The sequence below is a fragment of the Thermodesulfobacteriota bacterium genome (genome assembly GCA_040756475.1).
GTDB lineage: Bacteria > Desulfobacterota > Deferrisomatia > Deferrisomatales > JACRMM01 > JBFLZB01.
This window is the reverse complement of the sequence record JBFLZB010000010.1, coordinates 14,215-35,581: the sequence shown is the minus strand read 5'-3', so window position 1 is coordinate 35,581 and position 21,367 is coordinate 14,215. Positions and strand designations below refer to the sequence as shown.

The window sequence follows — 21,367 nt, the reverse complement described above, 5'->3', positions numbered from 1 at the left end:
GGGGCCGAACCGGTTCAACCCCGGTTCACCGGTCTACCGGTCACCTGACTAGGGCCCGGAGGAAGCACTCGACGCCGCCGATGCCCTTGCTCCCCGCCGAGCGCTCGGGCACGTTGATGCCCGGCACCGACACGTCCTGGGCCAGCACCCGCACCGGCGCAAGCCCGGTGGCCGGAGCACCGCCCGCGCGCACGCCGGGCAAGACGGCTTCCGCCCCTGCGGCCCCCGTGGGGCCGTAGGCCAGCACCCGCACCTCGTACGTGCCGCCGGCTTGCAGGCTGCGCAGCTCCACCTCCACCCGCCCCGTCTGGGGGTCGGTGGGATGACCGAAGAGGGTGCGCGACGCAAGAGGCTCCTGGGGTCCCGAGCGCCACCGGAGCACGTAGCCCGCCGCCCCTTCCACGGGAGCCCAGGCCAGCCGCACGCCCCCCCGGTCGGCCCCGCGCCCGGGGAGGGCCACCGGGGCAGCCAGCACGGGGGCTGGGAGGGAAAATGCCGGGATAGCGGCCCCGGACACCTCGGTGGCGTAGCCGGTGGGCGTTTCCGCGGGGCCCAGGAAGCTCACCGCGGCGAGGATCTCGTCCCCGGGGCCCAGGGAGGACACTTCGGCCTCGGGAAGCCCCCCGGGGTCCAGGGACCCCAGGACCACCGCGTAGCCGCCGGCTCGGCGCACCCGCAGGGCGAGCCCCCAGGGGGAAGAGCCCGGTTCGGAGGTACCCCGCAGACCCACCCGCAGGCCGCCGGAGAAGCCCCCCTCGGCGAGATAGGTGGCCCCCAGGTAGGCCGGCACGGGAAGGGGCCGGGCGGGGTCCGTGTCCGGCAGGGTGTCGGCGGCGCTGTCGGCGTCGAGGGAGCGCTTGCGCACGGGCACGGTGCCCCCGGGAAAGCCGAAGTGCGCCCCCTCCTCGTAGTCCATCCCGGCGTTGGCCGCGGCGAACCCCAGGTAGAGCTCCTCCAGTCCGTCGTAGCCCAGGGTGCGGGCATAGGCGTCCAGCGCCTCCAGGGGCCGTCGCCCCGGGGGCGCCTCCGGGCCGGCCCGGATGAGGTCGAAGAGGTCCCGCTGGCTCGCGCGCCCGCCCCCGTGCTCGGCCAGGTACTTGGCGAAAATGACCGCGCCGTAGGCCCGGATGGTGTAGTCCACCGTGGGGTCGTCCAGGAGGAGGGGCACGGGCAGCCCCAGCTCCACGGTCCCCGCCCACCCCGTGGGCCCGTCGAAGCGGCTGTAGTACTGGTTCACCCCGTCGAAGACCTCGTCCTCGAACCAGGTGGCGGTGGCCTCGAGCCACCAGTCGTCCTCCCGGGAGTTCCACACGGGGGGCTCGTAGAGGAAGTGGAGCACGTGGAAGAACTCGTGGGCGGCGACGATCTTCATCGTGCCCCGAACGTTGGCCTCCACCCGGTCCCAGGCGGTGCCCCCGGCGGCGCTGCCCTCGTCGTTGAGCCACGTGTCCACGCGCAGGTCGCCCTGGACCACGATGTAGGGGAGCTCTCCGGGTTCCCCGGCCGTGAAGCCCAGGAAACTGCCGCCGATGTCGTCGATGGCGCTGTCGGGGTCCGAGTTGCCCAGGTACACGGGCACGAGCTCCTGGTCGAGAATCGGGTGTGTGAACCCCAGCTCCCGGGCCAGGGCGTACGCCGTCTCGAAGTAGCTGGCCCACTGCTCCACCACGTCGGGAAGGCCGTTGCCGTCGGCGTCCACGGCAGCCTGGCCGGTGGCGGCGGTGAGGTCCGGGCCCCACTCAAAGGAGAAGTTCTCGGTCTCGATCCAGTTGGGCAGTACGTGGGTCACGGACTTCCCCGCTCGGCGCAGGGCCCCCCGGGGGCCGGAGGCAGGGCGCTGGAGCAGGGCCTCGGCCTCGCGTCGCACCGCAGGGGGCATCTGGTCGAGGCGGCTTCGCACCGCTCGCAGGATCGGGGTGGCGCAGCGCAGCTCCAGGAGTGCCAAGCCGCCCGCAGGGGAGCGCGCGGCCCGGGCGGCGGCCGCCGGGGCCCGGTACCCATCGGGCAGGCGCTCGGGGGCCTTGACCGCATAGAGCCAGTAGAGGTCGGCCTCGGCGCGGTCGAGCTCACCGGCCGCCACGGCCGCCTGCACCGCCGCGGGAAAGGCTGCGGTCGCCCACAGCCGCTCTGCGGCGTACGCCGGCCCAGCGGGCAGGGCCGCCAGGGCCAGAAGCAAGGCCCCCAGAAGGCTTCGCATCCTCATCTCCCCTAGAAAGACGCGCTACTCTAGCGGAATCACGGGACTCCCCACAAGCCGCCCCGAAGCGCCTGAAGGAAACACCCACCGCCTCCCCCGCCCCCGCTGGAAGCGGGCGGCGGCTCCGCGGGTACCGCCGCCGCAGTGACGCGGGCGGCAGCGACATGCAGGCGAACGCCGGAAGGCACGTCCAAGGGAAGCGTCACCTCTCCGTCGGCGGCCAACGCCGTTCGGTACACGTAGGCACCCGTGGCAGGGTCCTGAAAGACGGCCGCGATTCCCCATCCGCTCTCGGTGGGGGTGGCGTAAGTCAGTACGATCTCTCCTGACACGGCGTCTTCGAACCGGTACCTTGCGCCGAGATACCCCAGGCCAAAGAACCTCAGCCCGTCGATGCCGGAGGTCCTGGGTACCGATCCGTAGTGCGGGCCCTCCTCGTAATCCATGACGGCATTTGCCCCGGCAAAACCAAGGAAGAGCTCCCCCAATCCCCGGAACCCCGTGCTAATGGCATAGGCCTCCAGCGCATCCAAGATGCGTCGTCCTGGCGGGGGATCCGAACGTATCAGGTCCCAGACCTCCCCCATCATCGCGCTTCCTCCCACGTGCTCAGATAGATACTTGGCGAAGATCACGCCCCCATACGCGCGAACCACGTAACGGCTGTCGCTGAAATTTACGGCCAGTCCTTCCTCCACGGTCGAAGGCCAACCGTTGATGCCGAAGTACTGGTAGTGGTCGTTCACGTCGGGAAAGACCTCGTCCTCCATCCAGGTGGCGCTGGTCTCGAGCCACCAGTCGTCGGCGGAGGGAATCCAGGCGGCGGGCTCGTAGACGAAGTGGATTACGTGGAAGAACTCGTGGGCGGCGGTGATCTTCATGGCGCCCCGGATTCGAGCCGCCGTTGTCGCACCCTCGTCGTTGGGGGGCACGAAGCGCAGGTCGTTGTTCACCACCACGTACGGGACCGGGGCGCTGTCCTGGGTGAAGGCGTAAGTGCCCGACGAGATGTTCTCGATGGTCTCGGCCTCCGAGGAGTTGCCGAGGTAGACGGGAACGAGCCGGGTGGCCAGTGGGGTGCCGGCGTAGACCGACGCGGGGTCCCCGGGCTTGAGCACCTCCGCCACGGCCTCGAAGCTCGCCTCGAAGAGCTCGGCCCAGCGCTCCACCACGTCGGGGATGCCGTTGGCGTCGAGATCGCGCAGGGGGAGCGAGCCGTCCTCGTTGGTGAGGGCGGGCCCCCACTCGACGGTGAAGTTTCGGGTGACGACGAAGTTGGGGAGCACCGTCTCCCCCGTCTTTCCCGTGTCGGACGAGACCACGGCGCGGGGTGCGGCCCGGGCCGGCGGCGCCAGCAGCGCCTCGGCTTCGGCCCGGTCCGCGGGGCTCAGCGCGGCCAGCCGATGCTTCACGCCCCGGAGCACCGGGGTGCCGCACCGGTGCATCCAAGCGGTGCCCTCCCCCCTGGCGCCCCCGACCCGCGGCGCCCGGTCGTCCGGCGGCGCAGCCCGGAAGGCAGGGGGCAGGCGCTCCGCAGCCACCACCGCGTAGAGCCGGTACAGGTCGGCGCGGGAAGGATCGAGCTCACCCGAGGCCACGAGCTGCGCCAGGCGCCCGTCCAGGCCCCCCGCGGGCGCGGGCGGGGCCCCGGAGGCCCCGACCAGGAGGCACGCGGCGAGCAGGGCCCCCAGCGGGCGAAATGTTCTCACGGCTTCCCCCTCGGAAAGAGATACGGATCCAGCGCCGCCTGGATCTCCGGCCGCAGGGAGTCGTAGCGGCTGCGGGCCTCGCGCAGGATGGGCGTGCCGTCGCGCAGGGGCACGGTGCTCCGGAACGCGGGCGGCAGTCCGGCGTCGCCCACCACGGCGTACACCCGGTAGAGCACCGCCCGGTCAGCGTCGATCTCCCCGCGCTCCACCGCCTCGGCGATGAGCTGTACCGAATCCTTGTCGGCGCGGGGCGCTGGGGCAGGAGCCTCGGGCAAAGCGTCCGGTCTCCCCCCCAGGGCACACGCCCCGGCGGCCCAGACAGCCACCCCGAGCAGGGCCAACAGGATCGGCACGCGCATCGTCCACCTCCCCAGGAGCTCGGCAGCTCTCCCCTCCCCCGTTTCCCGTCCAGGCTACCCCTTTCGGGGGGAAGCGAACAAGAAACGGCCTGCGCTCCTCAACCCCCCCGCCTCCGGTGCCGATGGGTGGAAGGCCGTGAACACGCCGCGTGTGCGCCGCTGGAGGGGTGCGTGAACCACCTGAGAGAGATGCTCTTCGTCCGGGAGGCCGCCGGGAGCCCCGGGGGCGACTCGGCGCCGCCCGCGACCTCGTGCACGCCCGAGGCCGAGGCCGCGGCCGCCGCCGCGGCGTTCGCGGCCTACGACCGCTACCGCCGCGGCCGCCTGGCCGCCCAGATCGGCGAGCGGGGGAGGGAGGCCCTGCAGCTTCTCCCCCTGCTGCTCCACGTCAACGAGCCCGGGCTCCCCGGGTACGTGGACGACCCCCTCTGCCCGGCGGGAATCGCCGACTTCTCCCCCCACTCCGACGACCTGCGGCTGGCCCGGCGCCTGTTTCCCGAGGCCCGCCTGCGCCGCTCGGGGGTGCTCCGGCCGGTGGTGGAGCTGGTCGCGGTCATGGGCAGCGCCGGCACCATCGGCTTTTCCGGCGAATCGGACCTGGACGTGTGGGTGTGCCACGACCCCGGCACGTCGGACGCCCTCCTGACCGTCTACCGCCGGAAGGTCCTCTCCGTGGAGGCCTGGCTCAACCGGCACGCGGGGCTCGAGGTCCACCTCTTCTTCCAGGCCGCCAGCCGCATCCGGGCCGACGACTTCGGGGAGACCGGCGTGGAGGGGTGCGGCTCGGCCCTGGGCGCGCTGCTCAAGGAGGAGTTCTACCGCACCGGCATCCTGCTGGCGGGCAAGGCTCCGGCGTGGCGCCTGGTGCCGCCCCTGGCGGACCCGGACGCGTACCGCCGCCACTGGGACGCCCTGCGCGCGACCCCCGGCTTTCCCGCGGGCGAGTACGTGGACCTGGGGGGGGTGGCCCGGGTTCCCCCGGGGGAGCTCTTCGGGGCCGCGGTGTGGCAGATCGTGAAGGGGTGGAAGTCGCCCTTCAAGTCGGCCCTCAAGCTGGGCCTGCTGGAGTATGCCGTTTCCTCCGGGCGGGAGGCCCCCCCCCTGTGCGAGCAGCTCAAGCAGCGCGTGCTGGCCGGGGAGCGGGTCGACCCCTACCGGCTCCTGTTCGACCAGGTGCTCGCCCACTACCGGGCCTTGGGGGAGTCGGGCTCCGAGGACCTCCTGGCGCGGTGCTTCTACCTCAAGACCGGCATCCGCCTGGAGGCGGAGTCGGGTCCCCGGCGCAGGGCCTCCGGCGGCTCCGACGAAGCCGTGCTGGCCGAGTACGCCGCCGCATGGGGCTGGGGGGCTCGCCGGCTCCAGCACCTGAACGGATTCTCCGCCTGGAAGTTCGAGTGGGTGCAGGCCCTGGCCCGGGAGGTGGATCGGTACTTCCTGCGCACCTACCAGCGCATTCGCGAGACCCTGGAAGCAGAAGGAGAAGTGCAGCGGATCACTCCCCGGGACCTCACCGTGCTGGGGCGCAAGCTCCAGGCCGTGTACCGCCGGGCTCCCCACAAGGTGGAGACCCTCCACCTGGTGACGCAGGGGGTGGAGGAGCCCAGCGTGTCCCTCTACCAGGAGGTGCTGCCCGACGGCGAGGCGCCCTGGCGCCTGTTCCGGGGCCGGGTCACCCCCTTGACCGTGGACGGCCGGGAGGGGGATCTCCTGCGCGTCTCGAACGATCCCCTCGAGCTCCTGGTATGGGCGGCGCAGAACCACATCCTGGGGGCGCGCACCCGGGTCTTCTGCCACGGCCTGGCCGGGGAGCTACCGGCCGCCGACCTGGAGGCCCTGGCCCAGGGGCTGACCGCCTTCGTCGAGAGGGCCCAGGGCCGCGAGCCCACCCACGAAGACCTCCTGGGGGACGCCGTGCCCACGGCCTTCCTGGCGGTCCCCAACCTCCTCGAGGAAGCAGAAGAGGTCCGGGACCTCGGCGCCGTGCACGCCACCACCTGGGGCGAGACCTTCTACCGCCGATGGGAGGGCCCGGACGCCTTCCGGGGATTCGTGGAGGAAGCCCTGGTGGCCTTCCTCCTCGAGAGCCCCGCCCCCGACCGCCTCGAGATCTTCGCCCCCCCGCGCAAGGTCGGCGTGCTGCGGGGCTGCCACCGCCGGCTCCAGCGGGAGCTGGGGGCGGCCGCGGCGTTCGTGGGGGGAGCGAGCTTTGCAGCCCACCTGCGCCGGCGGTTCGTGGGCGCCTCGGAGGCCGGCACCTACGTGCTCGACCGCACCGCACCGGCAGAGCTGCGGTATCGGGCCTTCAAGGACCGGGAGGACCTCCTGCGCTTCCTCTGCGCGGTGGGGCCCCACGCCCGGGTCGAGACCCGGGTGGAGAGCCTCTCGCCGGAGCTCGCGCCCCTGCGGGCGGTGTGCGAGAGCTCCCTTCCGGGGGGCATCGACGTCTTCGTGCTGGAGGAAGCCGCCCAGGAGACCCTCTTCGTGGCGGACGAGGTGGGCAACCTGGCGCGGTTCACGAGCCTCCGGGAAGACGCCCCCTACGCCCTGGCCCGCCTGCTGGTGTTCCTGGAGGGGGTGGTCCCCGAGCTCGCGACCCAGGAGGAGAGCCCCCTCCACGGAAGAGCACTGGGGGACGTCCTGCGCATCCATACCCTGGTGCGCGAGGGCACCTGCCGGGCCGTCTGCGCCACCCACGAGCACCTGGCCCGCGTGCGCGCCCTGGGGCTGCGGCCGGTGGGGCTCACCATCGAGAGGACGTCGGGAAGGAGCGGGGGTGCCGGCGGGTACCGCATCACCTGGGGCATGCAGACCATCGAGAGCGGGGAGGTGGAAAACCCCCTGGCCGAGGCCCGGCGCCGCATCCGCGAAGCGCGCCGTTCCGGTCTCGACTACGGGGTCTTCGTCACCCGGCTCTTCCTCGATGAGCGCTTCATTGCCGAGCACTGCGGCCGCTTCGTCACCACCGGCCACTACCTCTTCTACAAGCGGGCCATCGAGCAGCGGCTGGCGGGCTGAAGGGCACGGGGGGGCCCGGCGGCCTCCCTAGAAGTCCACGCTGAACTGGGCGGCCAGGCGGGCTTCCGTGGGGGTGTTCTTGCCGTCGAACTCTTCCCTCTTCGCCGCGAACGCCCCGGCCACGTCCAGGCGGGCCGCCCAGAGATTGAGCCCGAGCCCCGCCGTGTACACCACCCCGATGTCGCTCTCCGCCAGGTTCTTCCGCGCGCCGGCCCGTAGCGCCAGGAACCGGAAGGCGTCCCACTCCAGGCCAGCCGAGAGGTTTCGCGTCTTGTAGCCGGGCAGGGTCGTCTCGTTGGCCGTGAGGTCGCAGTCCACCTCGAGGGTCAGGGTCTCGAAGGGGATGAAGGCGACGCCGGCGGCAAACTGGGGCTTGATCTTCACGTCGGGGAACCGGGTGGTGCGCGGCCCTCCGGGCAGCTCCGTGGTCCGGGTGGGGCCGTCGAACTTGGGAGTGTTGAGGTTTCGGCCCACCACCCCGAAGTTCACCATGCGGTATCGACCCATCACGCCCAGGTCGATGCCGAAGGTGGTGGTCTCCCGGTAGTGCTTGTCCGCGTCGCGCAACACGTCTTCCGAATCGGCGTCGAACACGAGGATCTCGGTGGCGTACACCCGGCCGCGCATGAGCTTGAGGTTTCCGCCGACCGACCAGTGGTCGTTGAGGGCGTAGCCGTAGGTGACCGGGATCTCCGCCACGGCGAACCCGCGCAGCACCACCGTGGTGGTGTTGTCGTCCAGGGTGCCCCCGAGGCCGACCCCGCCCGACTGGGCGGTCACCGTGGCCAGGAGGTCGGTAATCCCCTCGACCTGGGCCGGCGAGACCCCCTGTTCCCTGGCCAGGAAGTCGATCTTTTGGATCGAGCCCTGGCTGAGGCCGGCCGCCCGGAGCTGCTCCTGCTGATCCGGCGTCAGCAGGAGCACGGCGCCGTCGTTGCCCGCCACCGCGACCGCGGCAATCTGGGCGTCCAGATCTCCTGCCGCGATGCCCAGGTTCTCCCGGTCGAGCTCCACCACCTGGCCGGTGGCCTGGAAGAAGCCGCGTACGCCCACCCCGAAGTTCTTCACCCGGATGCCCAGGCCGGCGTTGACGTCGGCGGTGATGGCGTTGCCTGGGTCGTCGAGCCCGTCGAGGTTCTTCACCAGGTCGATCAGTTCGCGCAGGTCGGACTCGCTGCGCACGCCCCGGCGGCTCAGGTCTTCGTAATCGATGTCCACCAGGTCATCCAGGAACACGCCGAACTCGTTGTGCAGGCGGTATCCGCCGCTGGCGTTGAGGTCGACGCCCCAGGTCTTTCGGCCCATGTCGTTGTTGTCGCAGGCGATGCGGCCGCCGGAGGCCGTTCGGCAGGCGAAGAAGCCAAAGGCCGCCGGGTTGTAGTACTGGGCCGTCGTGTCCGTGGCGGACGCGATGGTCGCCCCCCCCATCCCCATGGCCCGGGGCCCCACCAGGAACGTGTCGAGCGCCCCGGCCCACCCCGGAAGGAGGAGGGCGGAAGACGCCAGCAGGGCGACCGCCGACAGGGATTTGGCGACTGGGTGCATGCTTGCCTCCTTGCCTTCGCTGGGGGCGAAAACCGCCCGGGCTCGTGGCCGGGGACGCCTGCCGGCCCGAGGAAACACGGATCGCGTCGGGCCCAAGGATCGGCAGGAGCCTCGGCAGACATGAGACGGGAAACGGGGAAATCGAGGGGGGAGGGAAGTCCGCGCGGTGAATCGTGAGCGGCGCCCGCCTTGCGCGCCCCCGGGGCGGTGGGCATACTGGCGCCCATGACGACTTCGGGCGCACGCCTCCTCTCCGGGCTGCTCCTCCTGCTCCTGGCCTCCTGCGCAGGACTCGGCGCCCGCCCGGAGCCCCCCTCCCTGGTGCTGACGGACCTTCGCCTCTCGGGGGCAACCCTCTTCGCCCAGCACTACGTCCTGGACTTCCAGCTCCAGAACCCGAACGCCTTCGACCTGGCCCTAGAGGGGATGGCGTGCGAGCTCCTCCTCAACGGCCAGCGCTTCGCCACCGGCGTGACCAACCGGGCGGTGACCATTCCCGCCTACGGCACCGCCGCGATGCAGGTGGAGGCTACGAGCACGATCATCGGCCTCTTCCGGCAGCTCACCGAGCTCGAGCGCAACCAGGCCCAGAGCTTTCGCTACCAGCTCCGAGGCCACGTGGCCCTGCGCGGCCACGGCAGGCTCCCCTTCGACTACGCCGGCGAGGTCTCTCTCGTCCCCGCCCAGCTCTGAGCCGGGCCGATCAGTCGTCCACCGCCACCTCGAGCCCCGCCAGGGAGGCCACGAACTTCCTCGTTTCCCCTCCGGAGAAGCGTACCGCCACCTTGGCCATAGGACCCCGCCCCTCCACGGCGGTCACCGTCCCCGCGCCATAGCGCGGGTGGCGCACCCCCATGCCCGAGCGGAAGGACTCCTCCCCGGGCTCGGGGACAAGATAGCGGCCTCCTCCCCCCTCCGGGGCCCTCAGGGGAGCGGAGATCGGCTGCGCCCAAAGCGGAAGGTCCGGCCGGGGCGGGCGCCGGTACACCCCCTCGGGCAGCTCCTCCAGGAAGCGGCTCGGGGGCCGCAGGTACCCTTCGGCCCCGTAGACCCGGCGCACCCGGGCCCGGGTGAGGTAGAGGCGGTCCCGGGCCCGGGTGATTCCCACGTAGCACAGGCGCCGCTCCTCCTCGAGCTCCCCGGGGGAGTCGGAGCTGCGGTGGTGGGGAAAGACCCCCTCCTCCAGGCCCGTCAGGAACACCACCGGGTACTCGAGGCCCTTGGCGGAGTGCAGGGTCATGAGGGTGACCACGTCGGCCCGGTCGGGCCCCACGTCCTGGTCGGTGACCAGGGCCGCCCGGTCCAGGAACGCCCGAAGCCCCCCCTCGCCCTCGGCCTCGAACGCCTCGGCCGCGTTGAGGAGCTCGGCCAGGTTCTCCAGGCGCTCCTCGGCCTGCTCGGGGCCTTCCGTGTGGAGATAGTCGCCGTACCCCGACTCCTCCAGGATCCGGGCCAGGAGCTCCCGCACTGTGGCGGTGGCCGCGGCCTCCCGCCAGCCGCGCAGGAGCGCGGCGAAGCCGGCGGCCGCCCGGGCGCCCCGGGTGGGGAGCACTCCGGCCTCCACCGCCCGCTCCAGGGCCGCGCCCAGGCCGATCCCCTCGCGGCGGGCGAGCCCCTCCACCAGCTCCACGGTGGTGCGGCCGATCCCCCGGGGGGGGGTGTTCACCACCCGGTGGAAGGCGACCGGGTCGTCGGGGTTGAGCACGAGCCGCAGGTAGGCCAGGGCGTCCTTCACCTCCCGCCGGTCGTAGAAGCGAAGTCCCCCGTAGACCACGTAGGGGATGCGCCGGCGCAGGAACGCCTCCTCGAAGGGGCGCGAGAGGGCGTGCATCCGGTAGAGGACGGCCACGTCCGAGGGGTGCAGGCCCCGGGCCGCGGCCTCCCGGATGGTGTCGGCCACCCAGGCGGCCTCCTCCTCCTCGGTGGCGGCCTCGTGGACCGCCACGGGCTCGCCCCCCTCCCGGCCGGTCCAGAGGGTCTTGGGGTGGCGGGAAACGTTCTTGGAGACCACGGAGGAGGCCGCCTCGAGGATGGCCCGGGTGCTGCGGTAGTTCTGCTCGAGCTTCACGATCCGGGCGCCCGGGAAGTCCTCCTCGAAGGAGAGGATGTTGCGCAGATCCGCCCCCCGCCACCCATAGATGGACTGGTCGTCGTCGCCCACCACGCAGAGGTTGCCGTGGCCCGAGGCGATCTCCCGGGCCAGCCGGTACTGGACCCGGTTGGTGTCCTGGTACTCGTCGATGAGCAGGTGGGCGAAGCGCCGCCGATAGTGGTCGGCTACCTCAGGGTGGGCCCGGAACAGGCGCAGCGTCTCCAGGAGGAGATCGCCGAAGTCCAGGGCCCGGCCCTCCCGAAGGCGGTCCTGGTAGAGGGCGTAGAAGTCCAGGAAGGCCCGGGCGCCCGGGGCGCGGGAAGGCACCTCGATCTCCCCGGGGCCCTTTCCCTCGTCCTTGGCCCGGTGCACCTGGTGGAGGAACGCGGCGGGCGGGTGGCGCTTGGGGTCGAGGTTGAGGTCTGCGACCACGGCCTGGGCGAGCTTCTTCTGGTCGTCCCCGTCGTACACCGCAAAGTCCGGCCCCACGGGGAGGAGGTGGCCGTGGCTCCGGAGGATCTTCAGACAGGTGCCGTGGAAGGTGCCCACCCACGCGCCGGCGGACTGGCTTCCCAGGAGTGCCTCCACCCGCCGGCGCATCTCCCGGGCCGCCTTGTTGGTGAAGGTGAGCGCCAGGATCGCCCGGGGGTCGACCCCGGCGAAGGACACGAGATACGCGATCCGGAAGGTGAGCACCCGGGTCTTGCCGCTCCCGGCTCCCGCCAGGATGAGGAGCGGCCCCCCCGGGTGGGAGACCGCCTCCCACTGGGCGGGGTTGAGCTGGTGCTGGAGATCCTCGGCGGTTGTCAGGTGCACCTGGGTATCCTCGTGGCACGCATGGGCGGTGGGCCGCCTTGGCTGAACGCTGAACGCCGACCGCCGCTTCCCTACCCCTCCCCGGGCCGGAGGCTCCGGTCGATGAGGGCCTTGTTGTAGGCGGTGACGATGTCGCGGCGGGACAGCATGCCGAGCACCTGCCGGGGGTCCTCCCGGCTCACCACGGGCAGGTGCTCGAAGTTGCGCACCCCGATCTTCCCCAGGGCGTCCCGCAGGCTCTCGTCGGGGAAGACGGCGATGACCTCCCGGGTGGCGAGCTCCCCGGCCACCACCAAGTCCTCGAGCCCCTCTTCGTAGGCGATCTCCCGAAAGTCCTGGAGGCTCAGGATCCCCGTCATCCGTCCGCCGGCGTCCACCACGGGGAAGGTCATGTGGCGGGAGCGGGGGATGAACTGGAGGATCTCCTTGAGGTGCATCCCCTCGGGAATGACCTCCACACCGGGGTTCATCACGTCGCCGGCCCGGATGGACTGGAGCACGCTCACCTCCCGGCCCTCCTCCAGCCGGATGCCCCGGCGGGCGAGCTCCAGGGTGTCGATGGAGTCACGCTGGAAGTAGCGCGACACCGTGTACCCGATGACGCAGCAGACCATGATGGGCAGGATGACGGAGTACTCGTGGGTCATCTCGAAGATGAGGAAGATCGCGGTCATGGGAGCGTGAGTAGCCGCGGCGAGGAAGCCACCCATCCCCACCAGGGCGTAGGCCCCGGCCCCCGCGGAGATTCCGGGGAAGAGGGCGGTGACGAGGGTCCCGTAGGCGCCGCCGAGCATCGCTCCCACGAAGAGGCTCGGGGCGAAGACGCCCCCCGCGTTTCCCGACCCCAGGGTGAGCCCCGTGGCGTAGACCTTGGCGGCGGCCACGAGGAGCAGGAGCCACCCCCCCATCTGCCCCGCCAGGGCGAGCTCCACGTGCTCGTAGCCGTTGCCGAGCACCTGGGGGAGCGCGATCCCCAGGGCCCCCGTTGCGAAGGCCCCGGCCAGGGGCTTGAGGCGTGCGGGAGCGCGCCAGGCCGCGAACCGATCCGCCAGGGCGTAGAAGCTGCGGATGAAGTGGACCGCCGCGAGGCCCACGAGCACCCCGAGCACGGCGTAGAAGACCACTTCCCAGGGGCTCTGGAGGGCGTAGTGGGGCACCGCGAAGGCGGGGAAGTTCCCCTCCACCGCGCGGGTCACCAGGGTGCCGATGGCGGAGCTGATGACGATGGGCGTGAAGCTCGTGGCCTCGAAGGAGCGCAGGAGCACGATCTCCTGGGCGAAGAAGACCCCGGCGATGGGGGCGTTGAAGGTCCCCCCCACTCCCGCGGCCACGCCGCAGGCCACCAGGGTGCGCAGGCGCTCGTGCCCCACCCGCAGGGCCTGCCCCAGCAGGGAGCCGATGGCCCCGCCGATCGCCGCGATGGGGCCCTCCATGCCGGCGGAGCCCCCGGTGCCGATGGTCACCGCTGCCGCCAGGGACTTCCCCACCAGGGCGCGGGCCCGGAAGACGGCCCCCTTGAGGTTCACCGCCTCCAGAAAGCGGGGCAGGCCGTAGCCCCGGACCTCCCCGGGAAAGAGGAGATCCAGGGGCACCAGGAGCGCCGCCCCCGCCATGGGCAGGAGCGGCAGGAGGAGCACCGCCGGGAAACCCGCCTCCACCCCGAGGAGGCGCCCGCCTTCCTGGAAGATCAGGAAGTGGAAGAGGTCGATGAGCCGGCGGAAGACGAGGTTGCCCACCCCGCCCAGGAGCCCCACGGCCACCGCCATGGCCAGGAGCGCCGTGTTCTCGCTGGGCCTGGCGCCGCGCAGCCAGGCTTCGGCGCGGGCCCGCAGGGGCGGGCCGGGGGTCGCGGTCAACGGCAATCCTCGTGGGGAGCGGAAGCGGAGGGGGCGGCGGGGATCATACGCCCGGCGTCAGCCCATCGCCAGGTTCCGTTCCAGCTGCTCGATCTCCTGGAGCAGGCGCACCCGCTCCTCGCGGCTCACGCCCTCCTGTTCCAGGCGGCGCCGGAGCCCGAGCAGGCGCATCTCTTCACGATAGTCCGAGCAGGTGTAGGTGCGCTCACGAGAGGATTTCACGGCAGCCGTCCCCGCCGTCAGTCCGAGAGCAGCTTGCCCGCCTTGGCGATGTCGTGGCGGGGATGGTCGGTGAAGATCACGGTGACCGCCTCGGGGGCGCAGCCCGAGACCTCCACGATCACATCGGTCACCCTCCGCGAAATGACCCGCTTCTGCTCTACGGTGCGTCCTTCCAGCCAGTCGATGTTCACGATGGGCATGATGGTCTCCTCCAGCGGCTCGGCGACAGGTTTCCGCTATGCTTCGTCCTCGAAAAGAGACAGCGCCTCGTGGGGACACGCGGCGATGCAGATCCCGTCGAGGTCGCACTTCTTCTCGTCGATCCGGGCCACCCCGTCCGTCAGGGTGATGGCCTTCTCGGGGCAGGCCTGGGCACAGGCCCCCGCCCCGCGGCATTTCTTCGGGTCCACGATGATCTTCACGGCACACCGTCCTTTCCCGCCCTGCAAAGGGGAGCATACTGTCCGCGGAATCCTAACCCGACTCGGCCGCTCCGCAAAGGGGAGAAGGGCACCCGATTCTCCATTCCCAGCAGGAACCCGACGGGGGAGGTCCGCTCCTTGCAAGGGACCCCTCGCGCCCGGGGCGCAGGACCTCCGGCACGAGGTTTTGCGCCCCACGAGCGCTTTCCGGGTCTTGGCAGGCAGGACGCGGGACCGACAAGTTTGTAGAACGGCAGGCGCTCAGAAAACAAAATTGTCTCGAGACGGGCGGCCCCTGGGCCCGCCCCCACCACACCGCGAGGTCCTCGCAGAGAGATCTCCGCACCGGCACGAGGGAGGCACAGATCATGGCACACTTGGCGGTACCCGAGCTGTTCGGAACCAACGTCTTCAACGACAAGGCCATGAAGGAGCGGCTGCCGAAGGAGACCTACAGGGCCCTGAAGGAAACCGTGGACCGGGGCATCTTCCTCAAGCCCGAGGTGGCCGACGTGGTCGCCAATGCCATGAAGGACTGGGCGATCCAGAAGGGGGCGACCCACTACACCCACTGGTTCCAGCCCCTGACCGGCTCCACGGCCGAGAAGCACGACTCCTTCATCTCCCCCACCCCCGACGGGGGGGTGATCATGGAGTTTTCGGGCAAACAGCTCATCCAGGGCGAGCCCGACGCCTCGTCGTTTCCGAGCGGGGGCCTGCGGGCCACCTTCGAGGCCCGGGGCTACACGGCCTGGGACTGCACCTCGCCTGCGTTCCTCAAGGAGGATGCGGCCGGCAACGTCACCCTGTGCATCCCCACCGCCTTCTACTCCTACACGGGGGAGGCCCTGGACAAGAAGACCCCCCTCCTGCGCTCCATGAAGGCCGTCTCCCACCAGGCGCTGCGCGTGCTCCGGGCCCTGGGCGACACCGCCGCCTCCCGGGTGATCCCCACCGTGGGCCCCGAGCAAGAGTACTTCCTTGTGGAGAAGGAGCACTACCTCAAGCGCCTGGATCTCATGACGTGCGGGCGGGCGATCTTCGGCGCCCCCGCACCCAAGGGCCAGGAGCTCGAGGATCAGTACTTCGGGGCGATCAAGGACCGGGTCTCGGCCTACATGCGCGACCTCGACGTGGAGCTGTGGAAGATGGGCATCAGCTCCAAGACCAAGCACAACGAGGTGGCTCCGGCCCAGTACGAGATGGCGCCGGTGTTCTCCACCACCAACATCGCGGCCGACCACAACCAGCTCGTGATGGAAACCATGCAGAAGGTGGCCCTGCGCCACGACATGGTGTGCCTGCTCCACGAGAAGCCCTACGCGGGCATCAACGGCTCGGGCAAGCACAACAACTGGTCGCTCTCCACCGACACCGGCATGAATCTGCTGGAGCCCGGCCAGACCCCGGACGAGAACGCCCAGTTCCTGGTCTTCCTGAGTGCGCTCCTCAGGGCCGTGGACACCCACGCCGATATCATGCGCGCCACCTGCGGCAGCTCCGGCAACGACCACCGCCTGGGTGCCAACGAGGCGCCCCCGGCCATCATCTCGGTGTTCCTGGGTGAAGAGCTCACCGAGGTCCTCACCAAGCTCGCGAAGGGCGAGAAGTCGGGCCGCAAAGCGGCCGCCTTCCTCAAGATCGGCGTCGACACCATGCCCGATCTGCCCAAGGACAACACCGACCGCAACCGCACCTCGCCGTTCGCCTTCACGGGGAACAAGTTCGAGTTCCGGATGGTGGGTTCCTCCCAGTCCATCTCCGGCCCCAACGTGGCCCTCAACACCATCGTGGCAGAGGCCCTGGACGAAATCGCCACCCGGCTGGAAAAGGCCAAGGACGTGAACGCCGAGATCCTGGCCATCGTCAAGGAGACGATGAACGCCCACGGGCGCATCATCTTCAACGGGAACAACTACTCCGAAGAGTGGGTCGTGGAGGCGGAAAAGCGCGGCCTGCCCAACGTGCGAAACACCGTGGACGCCCTCAAGGCCTTCGTGACGAAGAAGGCCGTCAAGCTCTTCGAGAAATACGAGGTGCTGAGCAAGGAGGAGCTCCACTCCCGCTACGACATCTACGTGGAGCAGTACGCCAAGCACATCAACATCGAGGCCCAGACCGCGCTCCACATGGTCCGCCGCCAGTACGTGCCGGCCGTGGTGCGTTTCATGACCGAGCTCGGCCAGTCCGTGCAGGCGGCCGGCGCCCAGGCAGGGGTGCAGAAGGACCTCCTCGCCCAGGTGGGCGGGCTGCTCCAATCCGCCTCCAAGAGCGCCGCCACGGTGGAGAAGGAGGGCCAGAAGGCCCGGAGCGCCGACGGGACCGAGAAGCAGGCGGCCGCCTTCCGGGACAAGGTGGTTCCGGCGCTCGCGGCCCTTCGGGCAGACATCGACGCCCTCGAGGAGATCGCGCCCAGCGACCTCTGGCCGGTCCCCACCTACAGCGACCTCCTCTTCAAGCTCTGATCCCTCGTTCGCCCCACGGCGAAGCGGACAGAGGACCCCGGGCCTGGCCCGGGGTCCTCTTTTTTTTGGAAGCTTCGGGGCGGGCCGGGGGTCTCTCCGGAGGCGGCACAGGCCGTTTTGGCGATGCCCAAGCGGACCCAGGATGCCCTTCCCCTTCCCCGCTCGGCTGTCACGGACCGGCGGGAGGCTTGCGGGATCCTGTGCCGCCGTAGGGGAGGCCCCCGGCCCGCTCTCGGCTCGATGGCCCGAGGCATAGACCCGCTACGGTTCGAAGAGCAACGAGAGGTCCACGGCCCGGGCCGAGTGGGTGAGCGCACCGGCGGAGATGAGATCAACCCCCGTCTCGGCGATGACCCGCAGGCGCTCCTCGGTGACGCCCCCCGAGGCCTCCAGGAGCGCCCGGCCCCCGGTCCGGCGCACGGCCTCGGCCATCTCGGGGAGCCCCATGTTGTCCAGGAGCACGGCGTCGGCGCCCGCGTCCAGGGCCTCGCGGAGCTCCTGGAGGTTGGTCACCTCCACCTCGATCCGCAGGGTGTGGGGCGCCCGGCGCCGGGCCCCCGCCACCGCGGCGGCGATGCCCCCGGCGGCCCGAAGGTGGTTTTCCTTGAGGAGCACCCCGTCGAAGAGCCCCGTGCGGTGGTTCGCCCCGCCCCCCACCCGCACCGCGTACTTCTCCAGGGCCCGCAGGCCCGGGGTGGTCTTGCGGGTGTCCACCAGGCGCGCCCGGGTGCCCGCCAGGTGCCGGGTCCACCGGGCCGTGAGGGTGGCGATCCCCGAGAGGCGCTGGAGGAGGTTGAGCGCCGTGCGCTCCCCCGTGAGGAGGACCCGGGCGTCCCCCTCCACCCGCAGGACCCGGGCGCCGGCGGCCACCTCCTCTCCCTCCCGGCAGAGGAGCTCCCAGCGAAGCTCCCCCCCCTCCAGGAGCTCGAAGGTCCGCACGAAGCCGGGCAGGCCCGCCAGGCGCAGGGGCTCCTTGGCGATCAGCGCCGCCCGGGTCCGGGTGCCGGCGGGGACCGCGGCCTGGGTGGTCACGTCCCCGGGGCCCACGTCTTCCTCCAGGGCGGCCCGGAGCACCCGGTCGGCGGCAAGGCGGGGAAAGTCCACGGCGTCCGGGCTCCTCACGCGGCCGAGAGGACGCGCTCGAGGCTCGCCCGGAGCTTGGCGAGGGCCTCCTGGGCGTCGGCCGCCCGGGCCTTTTCCTTCTCCACCACGGCGGGGGGGGCCCGGTCTGCGAACTGGGGGTTCGCCAGCTTGGCCGCGAGCTTCGACCACTCGGCCTCGGCCTTCTCGAGTTCCTTGCGCAGCCGCCGCTCCTCCTCCCCCAGGTCCAGGAGGCCGGCCAGGGGCAGGAAGATCTCCAGGCCGGGAGCCACGGCCACGGCGGCCTTCTCCGGCTTGGGGGCATCCGCAGGGAAGAACCCGAGCTCCCCGATCCCCGCCAGGGCCGAGAGCGCTTCTCGCTCCTCCCGAAGGACCGCGAGCACCGCCTCTTCCCCCTGGAAGAGGGCGGTGATCTTCCGGGAGGGGGGCACGTTGCTCTCGCCCCGCACGTTTCGGACCGCCGATACCGCCGCCTGGACGAGCTCCACCCGGGCCGCGGCCGCCTCGTCGGCGGGCAGGGCCTGCGTGCGCGGAAAGGGGGCCCGGGCGAGGCAGTCCGGCCGCTGCCCCAGGAACCCGGGCCAGGGCAGCCGGCTCCAGAGCTCCTCGGTGACGAACGGCATGAAGGGGTGCAGCAGCCGGAAGATGGCGTCGAGCGCCCGCACCAGGGTCTGCTGCGTCCCCAGGCGGGCTCGGGAGTCCCCGGCGCCGTAGAGCGGCCGCTTGGCCAGCTCAATGTACCAGTCGCAGAACTCCCGCCACAGGAACTGGTACGCGGCCCCCGCCGCCTTGTCGAACTCGTAGGCGTCGAGCGCCCGGCGCACCTCGGCAACGGCCCCCCGAAGCCGGGTGAGGACCCACCGGTCCTGGGGCAGGAGCTCCCCGAAGGGCACCTCGGGAGCCTTCGGATCCAGGTCCGCCACGTTCATCAGGGCGAACTTGGCCGCGTTCCAGACCTTGTTGACGAAGCGCGCGTACCCCTCGATCCGGTCGGCGGAGAGGCGCACGTCGCGCCCCTGGGCCGCGAAGGCGCACAGGGTGAAGCGGAAGGCATCGGCGCCGTGCCGATCGATCACCTCCAGGGGGTCGATGACGTTGCCCTTGCTCTTGGACATCTTCTGCCCCGCCTCGTCCCGGACCAGGGCGTGGATGTACACCTCCCGGAAGGGCACCTCTCCCATGAACTTCAGCCCCATCATCATCATCCGGGCGACCCAGAAGAAGAGGATGTCGAACCCTGTGACCAGGGCGCTCGTGGGGTAGAACTTGACGAGCTCGGGGGTGCGGTCGGGCCACCCCATGGTGGAGAAGGGCCACAGCGCCGACGAGAACCAGGTGTCGAGGACGTCGGTTTCCTGCTCGATCTCCAGAGACCCGCAGCGGGGGCACGCGGCCGGATCGTCCTGGACCACGGACAGGGCCCCGCAGGCCCGGCACGTGAAGGCCGGAATACGGTGGCCCCACCAGATCTGACGCGAGATGCACCAGTCGCGGATGTTCTCCATCCAGTGGAAGTAGGTCTTCTCCCATTGGGAAGGGACGATGCGGGTGCGCCCGTCGCGCACCGCCGCGAGCGCCGCCTCGGCCAGCGTCTGCACCCGCACGAACCACTGGCGCGAGACCAGGGGCTCGATGGCGGTGTGGCACCGGTAGCAGTGCCCCACGGCGTGGGCGTGGGGCTCCTCGCGAAGGAGCGCGCCCGCGGCCTCCAGGTCGGCCAGGACCTTCTTTCGAGCCTCGTACCGGTCGAGCCCCGCGTAGGCCGCCCCGGCCTCGGGGGTCATGGCCCCATCCTTGCCGATGACCGCCACCTGGGGCAGATCGTGACGCAGGCCGATGGCGAAGTCCGTGGGGTCGTGGGCCGGAGTGACCTTCACGGCCCCCGTGCCGAAGGAGGGGTCCACCGCGGCGTCGGCCAGGAGCGGGATCTCCCTCCCCACCAGGGGCAGCACCAGGGTCTTGCCCACCTGCCCGCGGTAGCGCTCGTCCTCGGGGTGCACCGCCACCGCCGTGTCGCCGAGCATGGTCTCCGGGCGGGTAGTGGCCACCGCGACCTCCCCCGAGCCGTCGGCGAAGGGGTAGCGCAGGTGCCACAGGCGGCCCTGGGCGTCTTCGTGCTCCACCTCCAGATCCGAGAGCGCCGTGTGGCAGCGGGGGCACCAGTTGGTGATGTAGTCCCCCCGGTAGATGAGGCCCTCGTCGTAGAGACGGCAGAAGACCTCGCGCACGGCCCGGGACAGGCCCTCGTCCATGGTGAAGCGCTCCCGCTCCCAGTCGCAGGAGGCTCCCAGGCGCCGGAGCTGGCGGATGATGGTGCCGCCGGACTCCTCCCGCCACTTCCACACCCGGGCCACGAAGGCCTCGCGGCCCAGGGCCTCGCGCGAGGTCCCCTCCTGGGCCAGCATCCGCTCCACCACATTCTGGGTGGCGATCCCCGCATGGTCGGTGCCGGGCATCCACAGGGCCTCGAACCCGTCCATGCGCTTGTAGCGGATGAGCACGTCCTGGAGGGTGTTGTTCAGGGCGTGCCCCATGTGGAGGTTGCCCGTGACGTTGGGCGGGGGGATCACGATGGCGTAGGGGGGCTTGGGGGAGGCCGGGTCGGCGTGGAAGACGCCGGCCGACACCCAGCGCGCGTACCACTTCTCTTCGATGGGATGGGGATCGTAGGAACCGAGCTCGGCCGGCCGGTCGCAGGGGGAGGAATCGCTCATGGTGGGTCCTCGGAACCGGGCGCCTGCGGGCGCCGGCCTGGCGTCAACAAAGGGACGCCAGTCTACGGACCGGCCGGACTAGGTGCAAGAGCGGAGGGCAGGGAGCATGCCCTATGCCCTATGCTTCGTCCGGCGGCTCGCCCTGAAGCTTCTCGATGGCTTCCCGGATCAGGCGCTCGGCGAGCTGGGGGACCACCTCCCACACCACCCGCTCCACGGTGGCCGCCACCAGCGGAGTGAGCTTGTCGGGGGAGAGGCTCTCCAAGAGGGCCCGGCGCACCGCTTCTCCGGCGCCGGCGGCCACCTGGGTGGCCACGTCCTCCGGCTCGAGGGCCACCCGATCCCAGGCCGCTTCGGCAGGGGGCGCGGGCCGGGGCTCCGCCCACGCCTCGCCCTCGATCCGTGCTTCGGCCCGTTCTGCAACCCGTTCTTCCCCTCGTCCCTCGGCGAAGGACAGGGAAGGCTCCTCGGGCCAGGGAGCGCCGGCAACCTCGGCCGGCTCGACGCCCCAGGTCTCCCGCTCGTCAGCCCGGGCCCGGGTCTCGGCCAGGAGCTCGATGGGCTCCGTCGGAGCCGCCGCGGGCTCCTCGGGGAAGAGGTCCTCCCGCTCCCGCCCGGAGACGGCGCCCCCGGCTGCCGAAGTCTCCTCCCACGATGGAGGCTCCGCGAGCTCCAGTGGCTCGGACGGCGCCCGGGCCTCCTCGGGTTCCCCGGGTCGGTCGGCCCAGAGCGGCGTCCGGGCGCCCTCGCCGGAAGGCTCCGATCCCTCCCCTGGGGCCGCCGGCTGCTCCATCTCCAGGGCGAAGACCGGCACGGGCTGCTCCGGCTCCTCCTCCGGCCCCGCAGCCGGGGCC

Annotated in this window: 15 protein-coding genes; 3 read left to right on the top strand and 12 right to left on the bottom strand. The window is 71.3% G+C overall.

The annotated features are described in order from the left end of the window. Window positions 1-40: 40 nt before the first annotated feature. The 3 genes from AB1578_02825 to AB1578_02815 are packed head-to-tail and all read right to left on the bottom strand — an operon-like array spanning window position 41 to window position 4,265. Window positions 41-2,197 carry a fibronectin type III domain-containing protein gene (locus tag AB1578_02825; GenBank protein MEW6486830.1) on the bottom strand — a complete coding sequence of 719 codons (2,157 nt, stop codon included), beginning with the start codon at window positions 2,195-2,197 and terminating at the stop codon, window positions 41-43. A 38-nt stretch (window positions 2,198-2,235) separates the two neighbouring features. Next, the gene (locus AB1578_02820; GenBank protein MEW6486829.1) at window positions 2,236-3,906 is read right to left on the bottom strand and encodes a hypothetical protein; all 1,671 of its coding nucleotides are present in this window, start codon (window positions 3,904-3,906) and stop codon (window positions 2,236-2,238) included. After that, on the bottom strand, window positions 3,903-4,265 hold the full coding sequence (locus AB1578_02815) for a hypothetical protein (protein ID MEW6486828.1): 363 nt from the start codon (window positions 4,263-4,265) through the stop codon (window positions 3,903-3,905). Before AB1578_02815 ends, AB1578_02820 begins: the two co-directional genes overlap by 4 nt. Window positions 4,266-4,436: 171 nt before the next feature. Between AB1578_02815 and AB1578_02810 the strand changes: the two genes are divergently transcribed. Beyond that, window positions 4,437-7,280, top strand: a complete 2,844-nt coding sequence (locus AB1578_02810) for a class I adenylate cyclase (GenBank protein ID MEW6486827.1) — start codon at window positions 4,437-4,439, stop codon at window positions 7,278-7,280. A 27-nt stretch (window positions 7,281-7,307) separates the two neighbouring features. Here AB1578_02810 and traF read toward each other — a convergent pair whose 3' ends face one another. Next, on the bottom strand, window positions 7,308-8,825 hold the full coding sequence (gene traF / locus AB1578_02805; protein MEW6486826.1) for a conjugal transfer protein TraF: 1,518 nt from the start codon (window positions 8,823-8,825) through the stop codon (window positions 7,308-7,310). Window positions 8,826-9,050: 225 nt separating this feature from the next. Here traF and AB1578_02800 point away from each other — a divergent pair, with 225 nt between their 5' ends. Next, window positions 9,051-9,518 carry an LEA type 2 family protein gene (locus tag AB1578_02800; protein ID MEW6486825.1) on the top strand — a complete coding sequence of 156 codons (468 nt, stop codon included), beginning with the start codon at window positions 9,051-9,053 and terminating at the stop codon, window positions 9,516-9,518. Between the two features lie 10 nt (window positions 9,519-9,528). Here the strand turns inward: AB1578_02800 and AB1578_02795 are convergent, their stop codons facing one another. The 5 genes from AB1578_02795 to AB1578_02775 all read right to left on the bottom strand — a co-directional run bounded on the left by AB1578_02795 (window position 9,529) and on the right by AB1578_02775 (window position 14,233). After that, entirely contained in the window at window positions 9,529-11,733 is a 2,205-nt protein-coding gene (locus AB1578_02795; GenBank protein ID MEW6486824.1) for a UvrD-helicase domain-containing protein, read from the bottom strand. Between the two features lie 71 nt (window positions 11,734-11,804). Next, window positions 11,805-13,589, bottom strand: coding sequence for a chloride channel protein (locus AB1578_02790; GenBank protein MEW6486823.1), 1,785 nt, complete (start codon window positions 13,587-13,589; stop codon window positions 11,805-11,807). Window positions 13,590-13,646: 57 nt separating this feature from the next. Further along, complete coding sequence (locus AB1578_02785) at window positions 13,647-13,811, bottom strand: hypothetical protein (protein ID MEW6486822.1); 165 nt, start codon at window positions 13,809-13,811, stop codon at window positions 13,647-13,649. Window positions 13,812-13,828: 17 nt separating this feature from the next. After that, a complete protein-coding gene (locus AB1578_02780) occupies window positions 13,829-14,011 on the bottom strand; it encodes a tautomerase family protein (GenBank protein MEW6486821.1) in 183 nt (60 codons plus the stop codon). 36 nt (window positions 14,012-14,047) lie between these two features. Further along, a complete protein-coding gene (locus tag AB1578_02775; GenBank protein ID MEW6486820.1) occupies window positions 14,048-14,233 on the bottom strand; it encodes a 4Fe-4S binding protein in 186 nt (61 codons plus the stop codon). Between the two features lie 368 nt (window positions 14,234-14,601). Here AB1578_02775 and AB1578_02770 point away from each other — a divergent pair, with 368 nt between their 5' ends. Next, complete coding sequence (locus tag AB1578_02770) at window positions 14,602-16,698, top strand: glutamine synthetase III (GenBank protein MEW6486819.1); 2,097 nt, start codon at window positions 14,602-14,604, stop codon at window positions 16,696-16,698. Between the two features lie 261 nt (window positions 16,699-16,959). Here AB1578_02770 and nadC read toward each other — a convergent pair whose 3' ends face one another. The 3 genes from nadC to AB1578_02755 all read right to left on the bottom strand — a co-directional run. Beyond that, complete coding sequence (gene nadC / locus AB1578_02765; GenBank protein ID MEW6486818.1) at window positions 16,960-17,802, bottom strand: carboxylating nicotinate-nucleotide diphosphorylase; 843 nt, start codon at window positions 17,800-17,802, stop codon at window positions 16,960-16,962. A gap of 14 nt (window positions 17,803-17,816) precedes the next feature. Beyond that, window positions 17,817-20,513 carry a valine--tRNA ligase gene (locus tag AB1578_02760; GenBank protein ID MEW6486817.1) on the bottom strand — a complete coding sequence of 899 codons (2,697 nt, stop codon included), beginning with the start codon at window positions 20,511-20,513 and terminating at the stop codon, window positions 17,817-17,819. A gap of 118 nt (window positions 20,514-20,631) precedes the next feature. After that, window positions 20,632-21,367: hypothetical protein (locus AB1578_02755; protein ID MEW6486816.1), on the bottom strand; the 736-nt coding region annotated here is incomplete at its 5' end.